The following is a 17,432-nucleotide window of genomic DNA, read 5'->3' as shown; positions in this document are numbered from 1 at the left end:
GTGCGATTTTCCCCCTTGATTCTTTAAACCCCTTTAAAGTAACATAAATCCCATTTTGATTTTAAGGATTGTCGGTGTTAGAACGCTATGCGAATGAAAAAATGAAAGCCCTATGGAATGAGCAAACCAAGTTTGAAACCTATTTAGAAGTGGAAAAAGCTGTCGTTAGGGCGTGGAACAAGCTTGGGCAAATCCAAGATAGCGATTGTGAAAAAATCTGTGCGAAAGCGGCATTCAATCTTGAACGCATCAAAGAAATTGAAAAAACCACTAAGCATGATTTAATCGCTTTCACTACTTGCGTGGCTGAAAGCTTGGGTGAAGAATCCCGCTTTTTTCATTATGGGATCACTTCTAGCGATTGCATTGATACGGCTATGGCGTTATTGATGACCAAAAGCTTAAAACTCATTCAAAAAGGCGTTAAAAACCTCTATGAAACCCTTAAAAACAGGGCTTTAGAGCATAAAGATACGCTGATGGTGGGCAGAAGCCATGGGGTGTTTGGCGAACCCATTACTTTTGGCTTAGTGTTAGCCCTTTTTGCTGATGAAATCAAACGGCATTTAAAAGCCTTAGATTTAACGATGGAATTTATCAGCGTGGGAGCGATCAGTGGGGCTATGGGGAATTTCGCGCACGCTCCCTTAGAATTAGAAGAATTAGCGTGCGAGTTTTTAGGCTTAAAAACCGCCAATATCAGCAATCAAGTCATTCAAAGAGACCGCTACGCTAGGCTTGCATGCGATCTGGCTCTTTTAGCGAGCAGTTGTGAAAAAATCGCTGTCAATATCCGCCATTTGCAACGCAGTGAAGTCTATGAAGCGGAAGAAGCTTTTTCAGCAGGGCAAAAAGGAAGTTCTGCGATGCCTCATAAAAGAAACCCCATATTGAGCGAGAATATCACCGGGCTTTGCAGGGTGATTCGCTCTTTTACAACCCCTATGCTAGAAAATGTCGCCTTATGGCATGAAAGGGACATGAGCCATAGCTCTGTGGAGCGTTTTGCATTGCCCGATCTGTTTATCACTAGCGATTTTATGCTCAGCCGCCTAAATAGCGTGATTGGAAATTTGGTGGTTTATCCTAAAAACATGCTTAAAAATTTAGCTTTGAGTGGGGGGCTAGTCTTTTCACAACGGGTGTTATTGGAATTGCCTAAAAAAGGTTTGAGCAGAGAAGAAAGCTATTCTATCGTGCAAGAAAATGCGATGAAAATATGGGAGGTCTTGCAACAAGGCGCTTTTAAAAACGCTGATGAAAATTTGTTTTTAAACGCCCTACTCAACGATGAACGCTTGAAAAAATATTTGAGCGAGGACGAAATCAAAGCATGTTTTGATTACAGCTATTACACTAAAAATGTGGGTGCGATTTTTAAAAGGGTGTTTGGATAAGGCGCGTTTTTGCAAAAACAAAACTATACAATAAGCGGTAAAAAATTGAAGTTTTAAGGGCTTTTTTGAAACGAGCGTTATACTTAATTTTAGGGCTTTCTTGCGTGCTTAATGCAAAGGGTTTTAAAGATGTTTTGATTAAAGGGGATTACACCTTTTTTAATAAAAAGGTGGTTTCGCCCATCAAACGCTATGCGGATAGATCGGTGTTTTATTTGGGGTTTGGGTATCAGTTGGGGAGCATTCAGCACAACTACAGCAACTTGAATTTATCCCAACAATTCAATAAGAGCCAAATCGTTTTTAGCGATGGCTTAAGCCCTGTTTTTAAAAATTCGTATGTGTCTAATGGTCTTGGCGTGCAAGCGGGCTATAAATGGGTGGGTAAGCATGAAGAAACGAAGTGGTTTGGCTTCAGGTGGGGGCTATTTTATGATTTGAGCGCCTCTCTTTATGGTCCAAAAGAATCGCAGTCTATTATCATTTCCACTTACGGCACTTATATGGATTTATTATTGAACGCTTATAATGGGGATAAGTTTTTTGCCGGGTTCAATCTGGGGATTGCTTTTGCCGGGGTGTATGACAAATTGAGCGATGCGTTATTGTATCAAGCACTTCTTTTAGACACTTTTGGCGGGAAAGTGGATCCAAATGGTTTCCAGTTTTTGGTAAATTTAGGGGTTCGTTTAGGGAATAAGCGTAACCAATTTGGCTTTGGGATTAAAGTCCCTACTTATTATCTTAACCACTATTATTCCATGAATAATATTAGCAATAATAGTGGAGATGTCCTAAAGGTTTTACGATTTTTAGAATACGGGATCAACAGCTTGTTATACCAAGTTGATTTCAGGCGCAATTACTCGGTTTATTTCAACTACACTTATAGTTTTTAAAGTGCAGTTTTTAAGAGATAGTTTTTAAAGCGTTCTTAATTGAGCGATTTCGTCTCTCAAACGCATCGCTCCTTCAAAATCCAAATTTTTCGCGCATTCTCGCATTTTTTTATCCAGTTCTTTAATGATTTTTTCCCTTTCACTTTTAGGAATTTTGTCCTTTTTTAAAGCTTTAGCGATTTTAATTTCATCGTCTCTTAATTTCAACTCCTCTTCTAAAGCGCGCGTAACGGTTTTGGGGGTGATGTTATGGAGTTTATTAAACTCTTCTTGCTTGGCGCGTCTGTAACTGGTGATCTCAAAGGCTTTTTGCATGCTTTGAGTGATCTTTTTAGCGTATAATAAAACCTTACCATTAGCGTTTCTAGCGGCTCGCCCCATGGTTTGAATGAGACTTGTTTCGCTCCTTAAAAACCCTTCTTTATCCGCATCCATGATCGCTACTAAAGAAACTTCAGGCAAATCCAACCCCTCTCTTAAAAGATTGATCCCTATTAAAACATCAAATTCCTTAAGCCTTAAAGAGCGGATGATGTGATTTCTTTCAATCGCATCAATTTCACTATGCATGTAACGCACCTTTAAGCCCCATTCAGCATAATATTTACACAATTCTTCTGCCATTTTTTTAGTGAGCGTGGTGATTAGCACCCTTTCACCTCTAGCCACCACTAGCTTGATTTCATCAAATAAATCCTGGACTTGCTTATCGCTGTCTCGCACTTCAAATTTGGGGTCTAAAAGCCCTGTAGGGCGAATGATTTGCTCAGCGACATTCTTTTGAGAAAGCTCTAATTCTAGCTTATTGGGCGTAGCGGACACAAAAAGGAATTGGCAATTTTTATGGATAAATTCATCAAATTTTAAAGGGCGGTTGTCTAAAGCGCTAGGCAATCTAAAACCATATTCCACTAAAACGCTTTTCCTGCTCATATCCCCTGCATACATCCCCCCAAACTGCGGCAAACTCACATGGCTTTCATCCACAATGACTAAAAACTCCCGCTCAAATATCCCTAAATAATCAAACAAACAAAAAGGCGTTTCATTAGGGGCTTTGCCTGTAAAATGGCGCGCGTAATTTTCAATGCCCTTACACACACCGGTTGCGCTAATCATTTCTAAATCATGCTCGGTGCGTTGTTTGAGGCGGTTGTATTCAAGCATTTTATCCTGCTCTTTAAAAAATTTCAATCTTAAAGCGAGTTCATCTTCAATGCTTTTAATGGCTAAATTCAACCTCTCGCTCCCTACGGCAAACTGACTGGCCGCATAAAGCATGACAGAATCCAAGCGCCTGATTTCATTTCTTTCTAAGGCGTCAAAGACCGCAATCCTTTCTATCTCATCGCCAAAAAATTCAATCCTAATAAATTCAGCGTCATTATAAGCGGGGAAAATATCCACGCATTCTCCGGTCGCTCTAAAGCTCCCCCTATCAAACACCACTTCATTACGGCTATAACCCATTTCTACTAGTTTGAGTAAAAAGCTCTTGTAAGCGCGCTTCTCGCCCACTTTGATTTTTTCCATGACTTTTAAATATTCTTCAGGGTTACCCAAACCATAATTAGCCGAAACGCTCGCTATCACGATCACATCATCATAACCTAAAAGTGAGGTGGTCGTGCTCAATCTTAAACGCTCTAAATCATCATTAATAGAGCTGTCTTTTTCAATAAATAAATCCCTTCTAGGGATATAGCTTTCAGGCTGGTAGTAGTCAAAGTGGGAGATAAAATACTCCACCCTATTATGCGGGAAAAACGCCTTAAACTCGCTATAGAGCTGCGCGCATAAGGTCTTATTATGGCTCATGATCAGAGTGGGTTTGTTGATCTTAGCGATGATATTGGCCATCGTATAAGTCTTACCGCTCCCTGTAACCCCCACTAAAGTTTGATAATGGTTGTTATTTTTTAAGCTTTTCGTTAAGGCTTCTATGGCTTGGGGCTGATCGCCTGCTGGTGGATAAGGGCTTTTTAAATCAAATAAAGGCATCTTTAAAACTCGCATTTTTTAGGGGTATTATAGTGGTTTTTAACACGCCTTATTCAATCTCAAAAAAATCAACGTTTTGATAATGATCGTTTTTTTCGCTTCGTTAATGTTATTTAGCGCTTGCGTTTGGTTGGCTGTGATTTGATTTGTAGCGTTTTCTCTGGCTTGGTTTAAAAAGATTTGATAACTCGTTAAAAGCCTTGTAGTGGCTTCTATGATCTGATTTTCTAGCTTTTTAACTTCGCTTTTGATGTTCTCGGTGTTAGCGTTTAAGGTGTTGGTTACTTCTTGCTCATTAGCCTTCATGCTCGTATTAAACTCGCTAAAAAAGCCCTCGTATTCTTTCATTTTTAATTTTAAGCTCTCTCCGGCGTTATTTAGCCACTCAATAGAATTTCTTAAACTGCTATCGATCTCGTTGGCGTTTTTGAAAAAATCCAAACTCAAAAGCACCTCTAAAATCCTAACGATGCCTTTAAGGCTTAGCTTTATTTGATCGGTAAAAAGCGCGTTACTATGTAAAGAGTTCTGTAACTGCTTTAAAAGCTCGTTAGTAATTTCTTTCACTTCGGGCTGCTCGGTGATCTCTAAAGCGCTATTAGGTAGATTAGGGTAATTGATCATTTTTTAATCCTTGACTTTTTCAATTTTTTTAAGTATTGTTCTTTTTAGCACCACCATGGGGACTCGACCTATGGCTGAACCTTTGCGTTAGCATTGAGTCCGGTGCTTGAAAACTTCTTATAAGCATTGTTATTCTTATAATCTCCGTTACTCTTGAACATTGTTTTTAAAACTAATTCACTATTTCTATTAACCGCTTGCTCCACGACTACCGCATAGCCGTTGATTTGTTTAAACGCTGTTATATTTTCTTTATTGCCTTTTCCTATGGCTCTAATAATTTCATCAGCGTTATTAATAATATCTCTATAATTAGCTATGTCATCGTAAGTAATAGGGCTTTCACCATTTCTAACATTAACAGAATTAACGCCATGCCTTTTGAGTATGTGAGCGATAGCATCATGATCTAAACTCGCCCTAACATCTTCAGGGTGTCTAAAGTTAGCGTTTTGTAAAAGTTCTATTTCTTTGTTAGAGGCTTTTTCTATAATCATTCTTTTGTTGTTTTTGTGTAGAAATTCAACAATTTCAGGCGTTAGGTTATTCTTGCCAAAAATAACTGCATCTCTCCCGCTTGTAGGGATTTCTGCGTTATTTAATAACGCTTTGATTTCATCATTACTCAAATTGGTATCGCTATAATCTCGTTTAACTTCTGCGATCGTTTTGCTTAATTTTTTACTCCCTTTCTCGCTCTCTTTTTGCATGTCTTTAACGGCTTCTATCAAGCGTTTTAATACGGGATTATTTTCATTTGGCTCTCTATTGACCATTAAAAGGTAATGCGTGAAGTCGTAAATATCAATATCCTTAAACTCTTTACTATCAGGGTTAAACATGTCTTTTGTGATATCTGCGATCTTGTAATCTTTCAAGCCTTTTTTAATGTTATCGCTCTTTAGGGCTTCAAATAACGCTTTGCTAGGATCATCAAATCGTGCAAATCGTGCGATCGCACCTCCTAAAATCTCGCTAATATCGCTCGTGTTTTGATCGCTCTTTTCAAACATGTCTAAAGAACTCGTTTTATAGAATTTTTCGCTCAAATCTTTTAAGCTCTCGCTCGTGCTTGGGTAATTCTTTAAATTCGCAAAACTGCGATCTAAAATATCGCTCAAGTAAGCGTTAAGGCTTACATTAGGGAAATTCATGTCATGAATTAAATTGTGAAAGCTCCCGGCATTATCTACAAACATTTTTTTCACTTTTTCATAGCTTTTAATATCGTTAGAAAACTCTTTCTGCCAGCGGTTGAGTAATTCTATCCCTTGCGTCTTGGTTCGTGGCATGTTATACATTAAAAGCGCGAGGTTGCTATCTCCTACATTAGGGTGGGTGGCTTTATCAAAATTAAGGTTTTTAGCAACGATGTTTTTAAGTGAGTAAATGCTATCAGCGTCTAATTTCTTTTCTAATTCTTTCAATTTCGCTTCATAGTGGCTTAAAACCGCTATGGCGTGATCGCTTTCGCTGTTAAAGCGTCCTTGATTAGAACTAGCCGCTAAATTGTTGATCTCGGTGTTGTTTAGGCGTTGGTGTGGCACTCGCACTAATAGCTCGTCTGGTTTTAAATCAATGTTGTAGTATTCTTGGATCGCTTTGTGGTAAATGTAACGGCTTTTTGGCGTGAAGTTTAGCATGCCTTGGATGCGGTGGTTTCCTGCGATCACTTGCCCATCATGTAAGATAATCGGTAAATCCTCAAAGCCTCCGCTACCAAATATCTTTTTAGGATCAAAATTTTCAGCAATGCTTTTAATCTGTTCTTCGTTCATGTCGGTTCTTTTTTGAGTCCCGCCTGTGGTAAAGCTGGGTTTTAGATCTTTAGCTTTGACGATCGCATAATCTAGATCGTAAATCTCTCTTTCGTTTAGTCTTACTCTACTCTTTGGGATCTGCGCTTGTGTTTGTGTAGGTATATCTTCTCCAACTTCTATTTTAGTCTGACTTTCAATGTTGCCCGCATTGCCTCGCTCGTGTTCTAATTTCTTTTTTAACGCTTCTTTTCGCTTGTTTTCTTGCTCTTTAGCTTTTAAAAATTCTTGTTCGCTCGCTAATTGCTCGCTTTCTAATTTCGCTAACTTTTCGGCGTTGGCTTGCTCTAGGGGGCTTAAATGGGTAGGTTTTGGTGTGGTTTCGTTTAAATTTTCGCTTGTTTTTAATAAATCCTCTTGATTATTTAAATCTTTTTGTGTAGTATTTTTTGTAGCACCGCTATAGGAACTCAACCTATGGTTCACCTTTGCATCAGCATTGAGTGTAAGGGTGCTTGAAAACTTCTTATAAGCGTTATTATCCTTATAATCTCCGTTACTTTTATACATCGTTTTTAAAGCTAATTCATTTTTCTTATTGATCGCTTGCTCCACGACTACCGCATAACCGTTGATTTGTTTAAACGCACTTATAAACTCTTTATTCTCGTTGTCTAAAGTCCTAAGAATTGCATCAGCGTTATTAACGATATATCTGTAATTCGCTATGTCTTCGTTCGTAACAGGGATTTCTCCATTTCTAACATTAACAGAATTAACGCCATGCCTTTTGAGTATGTGAGCGATAGCATCATGATCTAAACTCGCTCTTATGTTTTCAGGGTGCTTAAAGTTAGCGTCTTTTAAAAGTTCTAATTCTTTATTAGAGGCTTTTTCTATAATCATTTTCTTGTTGTTTTTGTGCAGGAATTCAACAATTTCAGGGTTTAGGTTATTCACTCCAAAAGTGATCGCATCTCTAGCTTGTAGGGATTTCTGCGTTATTTAATAGCTCTTTGATTTCATCATTACTTAATTTCGTATCGCTAAAATCTCGTTTAATTTCTGCGCTCTTTTTGCTTGCTTCTTTAATCTCTTCGCTCGCTTGTTTAACGCCATTATTAAGCTCTTCAATGATTTTAAGCGTGTTGTTGCTAAAGTGTGATTTTTGCGCGCTGAGTTCTAAATTCTTACTAAATTCGCTTATAGAGTGGCTTCTCTCAAGCGCTCTTTTAATGTGATACTTTAACGCCGCTCCTGCGGTGGCTTCGTTTAGGGCTTTAGGTAATTTAATCCCTAAAATGCGATCGGGAGCGTTTCTGTATAGCGTTCCTAATGTAAATTTAGTCCATTGGTATTTTAACGCTCCGCTTAAAGTGGTCGCTAAACCTTGGCTTAAGTTTTTCGTAATGGCTGGCTTCAAACTCTCGGCGATCTTAGCGTCGTTTTTGAAAAGCTTATGAAAACCGCTCGCTATTGTTTGGAGTTTGTAAATTTAGAGATTTGTTAAGGCAGGGGGAGTATTTAGGCGAGACAAACAAAGCAAAGTTATAGCAAGTTAATGTTTTTTGGCTAAAGTTTTTAGTATAAAGCTATTTAGCCATGAAAAATGCAATATCTTTAATCTATCGCTTCAAATCAATTGTTCAAAAAAACACGCTACTTAGCATAAAATAAAAAAATCCTTGAATCAAGCCCAAGTTTGAGAATTATCGGCTTGAAGTGTTCTTTTTCTTACAATTTTTATCAATGTCAAAATCGCATGCTTTTTGCATATATTCTTCAGCCTTTTGTTTATTCTTTTCCACGCCTAACCCATACCGATAAGACTCTGATAACCCTTCATAAGCTCTAGAAGAACTCATATCAGCCGCCATTTTATAATAGACAATCGCCTTATCTTTGTCCGGCTCAATACCCAATTGATCATTCCCACTATAATAAATATCCCCTAAAAGGATATAAGCTTCTACATTACCCTTATGCATCGCTTTTCTAAAGCACTCTGTCGCTTTCACATAGTTGCTTGGAACGCCCCTACCCTCCATATACATGATGCCTAAGTTGATATAGGCGTTAGTATAGCCTTTCTCTGTAGCTATTCTAAAATACTCCACGGCTTTCTTTTCATCTTTAGGAACGCCCCTACCCTCTTTATACATCACGCCTAAATTGTTATACCCTCTAGGTATATCGTTATCAACCGCTTTTTGAAAATATTCAGCCGCTTTCTTGTAATCTTTAGGCACACCCCTACCATTTTCATATATGATCCCTAAAAGAACATAAGCAAGCGGCTCGCCATTTTTAATAGCACTCTTATAAAAAGAAGCCGCCCGCTCATATTCCTTATTATTATAAGCCTCCTCTCCCTTATAGATATAATTCCTTTTTTGCTCAAGGTGTTCTGCACCAAGAGCGCTAAATAAACATAAACTTGCCAAACAAATCTTCAAGGCTAATTTGCTTACGCATCCCATTGTTACTCCTCTGCTTTAATAAGATCAAACATAATGCCATAGCTACCACTCTTAAAAAGAAACTGCATGCGTCCTAGAACTAATAAACATTCTCAAACTCCATTCTGCATATACCCTTCTACATCTAATATCGTCTCTTGTAATGAGAAATTTTACACTATTTTTATAAATCTTAAAACTAAATTTAAGATTTTCTCGCTAAAAAGCCCTCCCCTCCCAAAAAAATAAGGCTAAATAGGATTAAAATTCTTTCCTTGGATCCGTTGATCCATAGAAAACGCTCCCCTTAGTTTTAGGCAAAACTTGGATCGCATTCACATCGCCCATGACCGGCTTGGTAACGATTTGATAGCCCATTTTAGTGAGGTTATCTTTCACATCAGCGGGCATGCCAAACTTTTCAATCCTTAATTCATCAGGCAACCATTGCATGTGAAATCTTGGGGCTGAAACCGCTTCAGAAATGTTCATGTTGTAATCAATGACATTAGAAATCACTTGCAACACCGTAGTGATAATCCTAGACCCTCCAGGGCTTCCCACCACCAAAAAAACCTTATTGTTTTTCAACACAATCGTAGGCGACATGGAGCTTAAAGGGCGTTTATTGGCTTCAATCGCATTCGCATCGCCCCCTACTAAACCATAGAGATTAGGATTCCCTGGCTTGATGGAAAAATCATCCATTTCATTGTTCAATAAAAATCCTGCCCCATCAATACTAGCAGCACTCCCATAAGAGGCGTTAATGGTGTAAGTAACGCTGACTGCATTCCCCCACCTGTCCGCTACAGAATAATGCGTGGTGTTGCTCCCTTCATGCAACTGCCCCATTCCTGGTTTGATTTGAGAGCTTGGCGTAACCGTATCTGGCTGGATAGTGTCAAAAATCTTTTTGGCATACGCTTTATTAATCAATTTATCCACCGGCACCGAAACAAAATCAGCGTCTCCCATATAAACCGACCTGTCCGCATAAGCTTGACGCATCGCTTCGGCAGCGATATGGATATTCTTAGAAGCCCCATACCCAAGGGCGCTTAAATCCGCATTTTCCATGACATTTAAAATCTGGATCAAATGCGTACCTCCCGAACTTGGTGGCGACATAGAAATGATCTTATACCCACGATAACTCCCTACCACGGGTTTGCGCCATTTCACATTGTAGCTGGCTAAATCTTCTTTAGTGATAATCCCCCCATTTTTTTTCATGTCTTTCTCAATAAGCTCAGCGACTTGCCCTTGATAAAAGCCTTTAGCGCCTAGCGTTTTGATTTGATTCAAAGTCTTGGCTAAATCTTTTTGGACAAACAAATCCCCCTCTTGATAATCAAGATGCCCTTTTTTAAAAAAATACTTTTTGCTAGAACTGTATTTTAAAAACCGCTCCCTTGCTTCTTTTAGGGTTTCTGCTTGTCTTTGTGAAATCGCATAACCATTTTCAGCCAATTTAATGGCAGGATCAATGAGTTGCGATAGTTTTTTGGTGCCGTATTTTTTCAACATCGCTTCCATGCCCGCCACCGTTCCAGGAACCCCGGCCGCCAAATAGCCATCTTCGCTGAGTTTAGGGACCACATTGCCTTGCTTGTCTAAAAACATGTTTTTAGTGGCTTTTAAGGGGGCTTTTTCTCTAAAATCTAACGCAACATTTTCACCATTAGCCAAATGGATAACCGCAAAACCTCCGCCACCAATATTGCCTGCTGCAGGATGGACAACCGCTAGAGCAAATCCCATCGCTACTGCTGCATCAATCGCATTGCCTCCCTCTTCTAAAACCTTTTGCCCGATCTCACTAGCTAGCGGGTGGCTAGAAAGGGCTAACCCTACTTTAGTGTTTTTAATGGGCGGGTAACTCGCTGTGCTCAAAGGGCTTAACAAACCCAAAGAGAGTGCTATCACGCCCAAGCCAATCGTCTTTAAAAAACTCCGTCTCATCTGTTTTCCTTTCAATCAGTTACGCTTAAAATTTCGTTGTTATTATAACACAAGCTTTACAAAACACCCTCTCACTTATAGCTTATAATTGCTATTAAGCATTATCGTTAATGAGTTTTAAAATAAATAGAGTTTAAAAAATAAGTTAAATAAGGCTTATTTGATCAAAACGCTATGGGTAGAAAACTTATTGTTTAATCCCCAATAAAGTGTCTATCATCCGATCAATAGCGGTAATGACTTTAGCGTTAGCGGCATAACCGCTTTGAAACTTGATTAAATTCACCATTTCTTCATCCACGCTCACTTGCGAAATAGAGAGTTGCTCTTTTTTAATGGTCTCTAACATGCTCTTTTTAGTGTCCAAAATACGCCCTGATTTTTCAGCGTCCGTGTTGATTTTACCGGTTAAAAATTGATAAAACTCGCTGATTTTCATTGGTTTAATGTCAAACTTGTCGTTATAAAAATCCACGCTGTCGTATTGCAATTGCTGCATCATGTTCGCCACATCAAAATTCCCGTTAATGGGGGCAAGCCATGGGCGGATAGTGGTAGGCTCTTTTTTGTATTCTTTATTCAAGCTGATGTTAGAAGCGTCATCGCCTTGAAAAAAAGGGTTAAGCTTTAACGCTCCCATAAAATTCGTGCCGTTATCTTTCATAGAAACAAACAACCCTTGCGAAGCGTTTTTAGGCTGGATAACAAACTTTTTAGTCTCATTGTTAAAGCCCGCTGTGAAATAATCATCAAAATCGTTTTCGGTGTTATTATCTTGATTGTCATCAGTGTTAGCGTTAATGGCTTGGATAATATCGTTCATGGTTGTAATGGGCGTGATAGCAATGGTTTTCCTGGCGATTTCTTTACCATCGGTGTTGTAAGCGATTAAATCAAACGAGCCGTTTTTGATATTATAGTTCGTGTCTTTAAAGGCTTCATCGCTGTTAAACTCCACCGGCTCGCCCTCAATATGATGACTCGCGCTTTGAGCGTAAATCGCATTCGTGGATTCTATCAAGCCCCTAGCAAAAGAATCCAACAAATCAATATAATCTTGCAATTTGCCCTTTAAAGTCCCGTTAGAGCCGTCATTATACACATTCAATAACGCCCCCACTTTTCCCTGATTGAGCTTGTCAGTAATATTAGTGAGCTTAAAATCATCGCTTTGAAAATAGATTTGGTTCAAACCCCCTTTATTTTCGGATTCTTTAACCACTAAAGGATGGAAAATAGAGCCATCAATGATATTGAATCCATGCCCAATATTAAGGTTATAGCTCTCATCAAAATCCGCTGAGTCTTTATCTGTGAGCGAATGGGTTTTAATGCTGCTTTTAAAAACATTCCCCCCTAAAAGCTCTCGCAAATGGAATTCTAATTCATCTCGCTTATCCCTTAATTCATTCGCATGCTTTAAGCTCTTGTTGTTTTCCACTTCTTTAATGCGTTTATTGATCTCAGCGATTTGAGAACCCAAGCTATTGACTTCTTTGATAACACTTTTTAATTCTTCGCTCGCTTTATGCTGTAAGGTCGTTAACCTTTCTCTAGTGTCTTTAATGTTGTGCGTTAAAGCTTCTGTTTTTTGAGCGAGAGCCTGTTTTTGAGCGGAGTCTTTGGCGTTTTTAGACAATTCTTTCCATGAGTTAAAATAATCTTGTAAATCCGTAAAAAGGCTCGCTTCATCAATGTCCGGAAAATACGCGCTCGCTTCTTTTAAATGCGAAAACTCTGTATCGTAATAAGTGTTTTCGTAATTAGCCTTCGTGTAACGAGCAAAAACAAACTCATCATGCACCCTTTCAATGGCTTCTACATCCACGCCCATATTCACATTTTTAGTGCCATACATGTAAGCCGCTTGAGGCTTTGCAATCACGCGCTGACGGCTATAAAATTCATCGCTAGCGTTAGAAATATTATTCCCGGTAACATCCACCATGCTCTGATGGGCTTGTAGGCCCGTGTAAGAAGTGTTGAGTGAAGATAAGATTCCGCCCATTTTACGCCTGCACTCTTAAAAAATGACTCCCCACATGCCTAGAGCCTTTATAATCGCAAGTGTCATGGGGAATGATTTGTTGGATGAGCGAAGAATAAAACTCAGAAACCGCAAACGCCATGCGCGAATAGATCAAGTTTTTTTCTTTCAAAACAAGCAAGGATTCTCGCATTTGGTTTAAAAAATCGCTCGTTTTTTCGTCTAATAATTCACTCATTTCTTTATTGGGGAATTGATTTTTTAAAGACAACATTTGCACATCTATATTCGCTTTTTCTTTTTCAAAAGCTTGAATCGCTAGCTGTTTTTGATGGTTTCTTTCAAAAATTTCGGTGTGTTTAGCGAGCTTGATATCTCTTATATCGCGCTCGGTTAAATCAATCAATTCTTTCAATTGGTTGAGTGCGTTTTCTAAATGAGAATGTAAAACGACCATAACAAATCCTTTAGCTCTTGTTTCAGCCGTATTCAAGCAAATACTATGCCATTTTATTTTGGATTTTTCAGTTTGTTGTAAAATTCAATTTCTTAAGGGGATAGGGGTATTTTGAAATCATTTTCCCCTTAAAGCTCCCTTATTAAATCGCCTTTAACATTTGTTTAGCGATTGCAGCAATCACATTCACGCTCATCGCATTCCCCGCTTGGGATAACAAATGGCTTTCTTTAAAGTTAGGATTATTTTTAATCTTAACGATCAAATCTCTAGGAAATCCTTGTAAAAGTAGGCTTTCAATAGCGTTTAATCTTTTGATTTTGCCTTTTTGGGTATAAAACAAACCATGCCGAGAAGTCCTTAAAGTAGGAAAAATATTAAAATACAACCTTAAATCAGATTGTCTTGTGTCTAAAACGGCGTTTTCTAAAGTTAAAATATTCTCTAAAAAAACCCGGTTATGGTTGTATGAGTTGCGCAAGTATCTTTGGAAAGTAGCGTTACTCACATCCAAATAGCATTCATTATCAGCGTCTAAAAAATCCTTAAAACAATAATCATTGGCTAAACCTAAAGGGAAATTAAATGGGTGTTTCAAGTCCTTCCTAAACCCTACAATATAAATGCGTTCTCTCTTTTGGGCTAATTGGAAATTAGCGCTGTTTAAAATTTGATAATAAGTTGTATAGCCTGCTTCTTGCAAGGCTTTTATAATAATATTAAAAGTTGCCTTTTTATTATGATTGATCAAGCCCTTAACGTTTTCAAGCAAGAAACATTTAGGCTGTTTGACTTTTAAAATGCGAATAAGCCCGTAAATAATCGTCCCTCTTTCATCTTCAAGCCCCTTCCTTTTGCCATTAATAGAAAAAGCTTGACAAGGAAACCCGCTAACTAACGCATCAAAATCGGGCAAATCATTAGGGTTGATTCGCATCAAATCCCCAAAATTATAGGTATCTTTAAAAAATAATTCATAAGTCCTAAGGGCTTCATCATTGATTTCGGCATGCCCTACGCATTTTAAATGGCATCGCTCCAAGCCCAAACGGCCTCCACCAATACCAGAACAAAAATCCATAAAAGTTAAAATTTCCAATCAATCATTCCTAACACACGACTAAAAACACGCCCTATTTAAGAAAGCAACAAACTCATTTTAAAACACAGAGAAACTAAAATTTAATGAAAAGCAAAATCACAGCAAGAACAAACCCCCTAGAAATGAAGTCCCTAGCTTATCCCCAATAAATCCTGTGCCATTTTGTGAGAAGTCTCATGCAAGTTGATTTTATACTGGTTATTTTCAATCGCTTTCTTGATCTCAGCTACCCTATCAAGAGCGGCCTCATTGTTTTCAACTTTTTCATTCTTTTCCACACGCTTATAATTCCCCAAAGACTGCACCGGAGCAAGAGAAGAAACGGCATTAATCATTGTAAAATCCTTTAATTTGATATTCATTCCATTACAGCAAGTATCGGCAAAAAAGAAAAAAAGTTAATGGATTTTTGAAATCTGTTTTTGCAATTCCTTACCAAATTTCTTGGTGGTGGTGATGGGTTTTTTTCCGGTTTCTGCCACAGAGCCAAACGATTGCGATTGCAAACTTTTAAACATAAAAAACATTAAAAAAATTAAAATATAACAAAATAAAAAAAAGCAAATGGTAGGGAATAGCCAATTTTTGAGATTAGAACCATTCATGACCTTGCCTTTTAAATACTCCTATACCCTACTACCCATGCGAGCATGAACAACCACAGCCCCCACCTTTCTTCCCGCCATGACCCCCATGACCGCCACAGCAACCTGTCCCACCGCCATGGTGTGAAGCTAAAATTTCTTCTTCGCTCACTTCCCTAAAACCTAAAACCTTGAAATGAAACGCTAAAGTTTTCCCGGCTAACGGGTGGTTATAATCCACCATCACATGCGTGTTGCTAAAGTCTTTGATAGTGGCTTGAATGGTTTGGTTGTCTTCAGTTTGCCCAAAAACGCTCATGCCTTTTTCTAATTCAATGCCTTCAAATTGATCTCTAGGGACTTCTTGCAAATAGCTGCTTTCATAAACCCCATAAGCTTCCTCTGGGGCGATGACAACCTCTTCCCACTCGCCAATTTGAGCCTTTAATACCGCTTTTTCTAACCCTGCTATGATCTGATTAGCGCCTATAATAAACTCTAAAGGCTCTTTAGAAATATTGCTGTCTAGCACAATGCTAGAGCCCTGCTCCCTCACTTCATATTCAATCAAAGCGGCTTGTTTGACTGATTCTAAATCATGGTTTTGCATGGTGGTGTTTCTCCTTGTTTTCTAAGATTCTTTGTGCCATTTTAGCTTGTTCGCTTGAAGGATACAAGTGTTGCAAAGTGTTTAAAAATTTATAATAGTTTTGATCGTCTTTGATTTTTTTAAACGACCATGCCGTATGCCACAAAAGCACAGGCATGTAAGACGCTTTTTTATTTAAAAGAGCACTCTCTTTGTAATACTTGATCGCTTCTCTGTATTTCTTTTCTCCATAAGCCACTTCTCCAAGAACATAACGCACATAATAAAGTCTGTAACTATTGGCTTCTAACCACAACAAACGCTCTTTGGCTTCTGCATAGGATTTGTTTCTAAAAAAAGACAGAGCTTCTTGAAAAATCTCTTTTTGCTTGGACAAATCTTTATCAAACTCAACTTTCGCCTTTTCTTGGGTTTTTTTCTCTTGATTTTTTGAGACTTCGGCTTTTAAAGAGGGGTTTTTATTGGCCGGAACGCTTGATTTGAGCGGCTTTTCAGCTTTTTCCTCTTGTTCTTTGAGGGCTTTTTGGATTAAGGCGATTTGTGAAACCAAATCCTGGCTTAACTTGGTCAATAATTCACTCATCTCTTTGTTTTGCTTGTCTAACTGCTGGATAGCTTGCTGGTTAGCGCGAATCTCATTCCTCAAATCCTCTAAAGTTTGCGATTGCTGCTTTAATGTGTTAGCTTGCACTTCTTGCGAGGCTTTTAAGGCTCGCAAGGATTCTTCTTGGGAAAGGATAGCGTTATTGAGATCTTTAATCTTATTAGCCTGCCCTTCATAAACGCTCCTTAGACCCTCTTGAGCTTGAGTGTTAGCCTCTACTTGCGAATGGATTTTGGTCAAAATATTAGAAAAATTCTTACTATTGACTTGCAACTGCTTGAGTTCTTTTTTAGTAGCCCCGCTTTGCAAATCAAACGCTGAAGGCTCCCCATTGAGAAAAAAGGGAGCGATAAAAGGGATAAAAAAAAGCCTTTTCATCCTAGAATTACTTCACTAATTTGACATCCACTCTTCTGTTTTCTTTGTAACATTCTCTAGTTTTTTGGGTGCATTTGGGTTTGGTTTCACCAAAACTGATGGTTTTGATCATATCTTTTTCTACCCCTTTAATGACTAAAGCGTTTTTCACGCTCAAAGTCCTTTTAACGCCAAGCGCTTGGTTGTATTCGCTAGAGCCAAATTCATCGGTATTGCCTTCCAAAAGCACTTGCATGTGGTTTTCTTTAGCTTTTTGCACGATCTCATCTAAAGTCTCTTGATCGGATTCTTTGATCTCATACTTGTCAAAATCAAAATAAATAGAAGCGATGATAGTCCCACTCTCAATAGCCGGTTTTTCTTCAACCACTAGAGCTGGCTCTTGTTTAGGCTCTTCTTTCTCTGGAGCTGGTTCTGTAGTAACAGGTGCAGTCTGAACCGTTTTAGCGCTCACATCGCCAGCCACAGTCTTATTATCCATTTTATGACTACAGCCAGCTACCAATAAAAAAGCTACCAAGAAACTAAATACAGAAGATCTCTTCATTATAAATTCTCCAAGAATCAAATTTTAATAAGTGTAAATATTAACTCACATTCGCTTAATT

15 protein-coding genes and 1 pseudogene are annotated in these 17,432 nt (G+C 38.4%); 3 read left to right on the top strand and 13 right to left on the bottom strand.

Translation table 11 applies throughout. The annotated features are described in order from the left end of the window. The first annotated feature begins 74 nt into the window (after positions 1–74). Entirely contained in the window at positions 75–1,397 is a 1,323-nt protein-coding gene (gene purB / locus BZK24_RS04085; RefSeq protein ID WP_000893929.1) for an adenylosuccinate lyase, read from the top strand. Between the two features lie 65 nt (positions 1,398–1,462). Then, a complete protein-coding gene (locus BZK24_RS04080) occupies positions 1,463–2,296 on the top strand; it encodes an outer membrane protein (protein WP_077656653.1) in 834 nt (277 codons plus the stop codon). 24 nt (positions 2,297–2,320) lie between these two features. Here the strand turns inward: BZK24_RS04080 and uvrB are convergent, their stop codons facing one another. The 3 genes and pseudogenes from uvrB to BZK24_RS04065 form a co-directional block, all read right to left on the bottom strand. Beyond that, the gene (gene uvrB / locus BZK24_RS04075) at positions 2,321–4,297 is read right to left on the bottom strand and encodes an excinuclease ABC subunit UvrB (protein ID WP_077656656.1); all 1,977 of its coding nucleotides are present in this window, start codon (positions 4,295–4,297) and stop codon (positions 2,321–2,323) included. A 39-nt stretch (positions 4,298–4,336) separates the two neighbouring features. Further along, positions 4,337–4,918 (bottom strand): DUF1542 domain-containing protein, encoded by a 582-nt coding sequence (locus tag BZK24_RS04070; RefSeq protein WP_341537511.1) that lies wholly within the window; start codon positions 4,916–4,918, stop codon positions 4,337–4,339. A gap of 71 nt (positions 4,919–4,989) precedes the next feature. Further along, positions 4,990–7,972: pseudogene (locus BZK24_RS04065) on the bottom strand (DUF3519 domain-containing protein). On the opposite strand from BZK24_RS04065, the gene BZK24_RS04055 reads away from it, so the two are divergent. After that, positions 7,941–8,141 carry a hypothetical protein gene (locus BZK24_RS04055; protein ID WP_077656650.1) on the top strand — a complete coding sequence of 67 codons (201 nt, stop codon included), beginning with the start codon at positions 7,941–7,943 and terminating at the stop codon, positions 8,139–8,141. The pseudogene BZK24_RS04065 and the gene BZK24_RS04055 overlap by 32 nt on opposite strands. Positions 8,142–8,387: 246 nt before the next feature. Here the strand turns inward: BZK24_RS04055 and BZK24_RS04050 are convergent, their stop codons facing one another. The 10 genes from BZK24_RS04050 to BZK24_RS04005 all read right to left on the bottom strand — a co-directional run bounded on the left by BZK24_RS04050 (position 8,388) and on the right by BZK24_RS04005 (position 17,371). Continuing rightward, positions 8,388–9,158, bottom strand: a complete 771-nt coding sequence (locus BZK24_RS04050) for an HP1117 family Sel1-like repeat protein (RefSeq protein ID WP_077656649.1) — start codon at positions 9,156–9,158, stop codon at positions 8,388–8,390. A gap of 240 nt (positions 9,159–9,398) precedes the next feature. Further along, positions 9,399–11,102, bottom strand: coding sequence for a gamma-glutamyltransferase (ggt, locus tag BZK24_RS04045; RefSeq protein WP_077656648.1), 1,704 nt, complete (start codon positions 11,100–11,102; stop codon positions 9,399–9,401). Between the two features lie 187 nt (positions 11,103–11,289). Next, positions 11,290–13,110 carry a flagellar hook-associated protein FlgK gene (gene flgK, locus BZK24_RS04040; protein WP_077656647.1) on the bottom strand — a complete coding sequence of 607 codons (1,821 nt, stop codon included), beginning with the start codon at positions 13,108–13,110 and terminating at the stop codon, positions 11,290–11,292. A gap of 1 nt (position 13,111) precedes the next feature. Beyond that, on the bottom strand, positions 13,112–13,546 hold the full coding sequence (locus BZK24_RS04035; protein ID WP_000260933.1) for a hypothetical protein: 435 nt from the start codon (positions 13,544–13,546) through the stop codon (positions 13,112–13,114). A 142-nt stretch (positions 13,547–13,688) separates the two neighbouring features. Then, entirely contained in the window at positions 13,689–14,645 is a 957-nt protein-coding gene (locus BZK24_RS04030) for a DNA cytosine methyltransferase (protein WP_171972394.1), read from the bottom strand. A gap of 134 nt (positions 14,646–14,779) precedes the next feature. Then, a complete protein-coding gene (locus BZK24_RS04025; protein ID WP_001864146.1) occupies positions 14,780–14,983 on the bottom strand; it encodes a flagellar biosynthesis anti-sigma factor FlgM in 204 nt (67 codons plus the stop codon). A gap of 63 nt (positions 14,984–15,046) precedes the next feature. Next, a complete protein-coding gene (locus tag BZK24_RS04020) occupies positions 15,047–15,253 on the bottom strand; it encodes a hypothetical protein (RefSeq protein WP_001014529.1) in 207 nt (68 codons plus the stop codon). 31 nt (positions 15,254–15,284) lie between these two features. Further along, entirely contained in the window at positions 15,285–15,842 is a 558-nt protein-coding gene (locus tag BZK24_RS04015; protein WP_077656646.1) for an FKBP-type peptidyl-prolyl cis-trans isomerase, read from the bottom strand. Beyond that, complete coding sequence (locus BZK24_RS04010; RefSeq protein ID WP_077656645.1) at positions 15,829–16,824, bottom strand: tol-pal system YbgF family protein; 996 nt, start codon at positions 16,822–16,824, stop codon at positions 15,829–15,831. The genes BZK24_RS04015 and BZK24_RS04010 overlap by 14 nt, the downstream gene beginning before the upstream one ends. A gap of 7 nt (positions 16,825–16,831) precedes the next feature. Beyond that, positions 16,832–17,371 carry an outer membrane protein Omp18 gene (locus BZK24_RS04005; protein ID WP_077656644.1) on the bottom strand — a complete coding sequence of 180 codons (540 nt, stop codon included), beginning with the start codon at positions 17,369–17,371 and terminating at the stop codon, positions 16,832–16,834. Positions 17,372–17,432: the final 61 nt, after the last annotated feature.

The sequence above is a fragment of the Helicobacter pylori genome (genome assembly GCF_001998165.1).
Classification (GTDB): domain Bacteria; phylum Campylobacterota; class Campylobacteria; order Campylobacterales; family Helicobacteraceae; genus Helicobacter; species Helicobacter pylori_DL.
This window is presented reverse-complemented; position numbering and strand designations above follow the sequence as displayed.

Excerpts from the sequence above, each read along its gene's own strand:
- uvrB (WP_077656656.1), bottom strand. The coding sequence starts at position 4,297 with ATGCCTTTATTTGATTTAAAAAGCCCTTATCCACCAGCAGGCGATCAG.
- BZK24_RS04050 (WP_077656649.1), bottom strand. The coding sequence starts at position 9,158 with ATGGGATGCGTAAGCAAATTAGCCTTGAAGATTTGTTTGGCAAGTTTA.
- ggt (WP_077656648.1), bottom strand. The coding sequence starts at position 11,102 with ATGAGACGGAGTTTTTTAAAGACGATTGGCTTGGGCGTGATAGCACTC.
- flgK (WP_077656647.1), bottom strand. The coding sequence starts at position 13,110 with ATGGGCGGAATCTTATCTTCACTCAACACTTCTTACACGGGCCTACAA.
- BZK24_RS04035 (WP_000260933.1), bottom strand. The coding sequence starts at position 13,546 with ATGGTCGTTTTACATTCTCATTTAGAAAACGCACTCAACCAATTGAAA.
- BZK24_RS04025 (WP_001864146.1), bottom strand. The coding sequence starts at position 14,983 with ATGATTAATGCCGTTTCTTCTCTTGCTCCGGTGCAGTCTTTGGGGAAT.
- BZK24_RS04020 (WP_001014529.1), bottom strand. The coding sequence starts at position 15,253 with ATGAATGGTTCTAATCTCAAAAATTGGCTATTCCCTACCATTTGCTTT.
- BZK24_RS04015 (WP_077656646.1), bottom strand. The coding sequence starts at position 15,842 with ATGCAAAACCATGATTTAGAATCAGTCAAACAAGCCGCTTTGATTGAA.
- BZK24_RS04010 (WP_077656645.1), bottom strand. The coding sequence starts at position 16,824 with ATGAAAAGGCTTTTTTTTATCCCTTTTATCGCTCCCTTTTTTCTCAAT.
- BZK24_RS04005 (WP_077656644.1), bottom strand. The coding sequence starts at position 17,371 with ATGAAGAGATCTTCTGTATTTAGTTTCTTGGTAGCTTTTTTATTGGTA.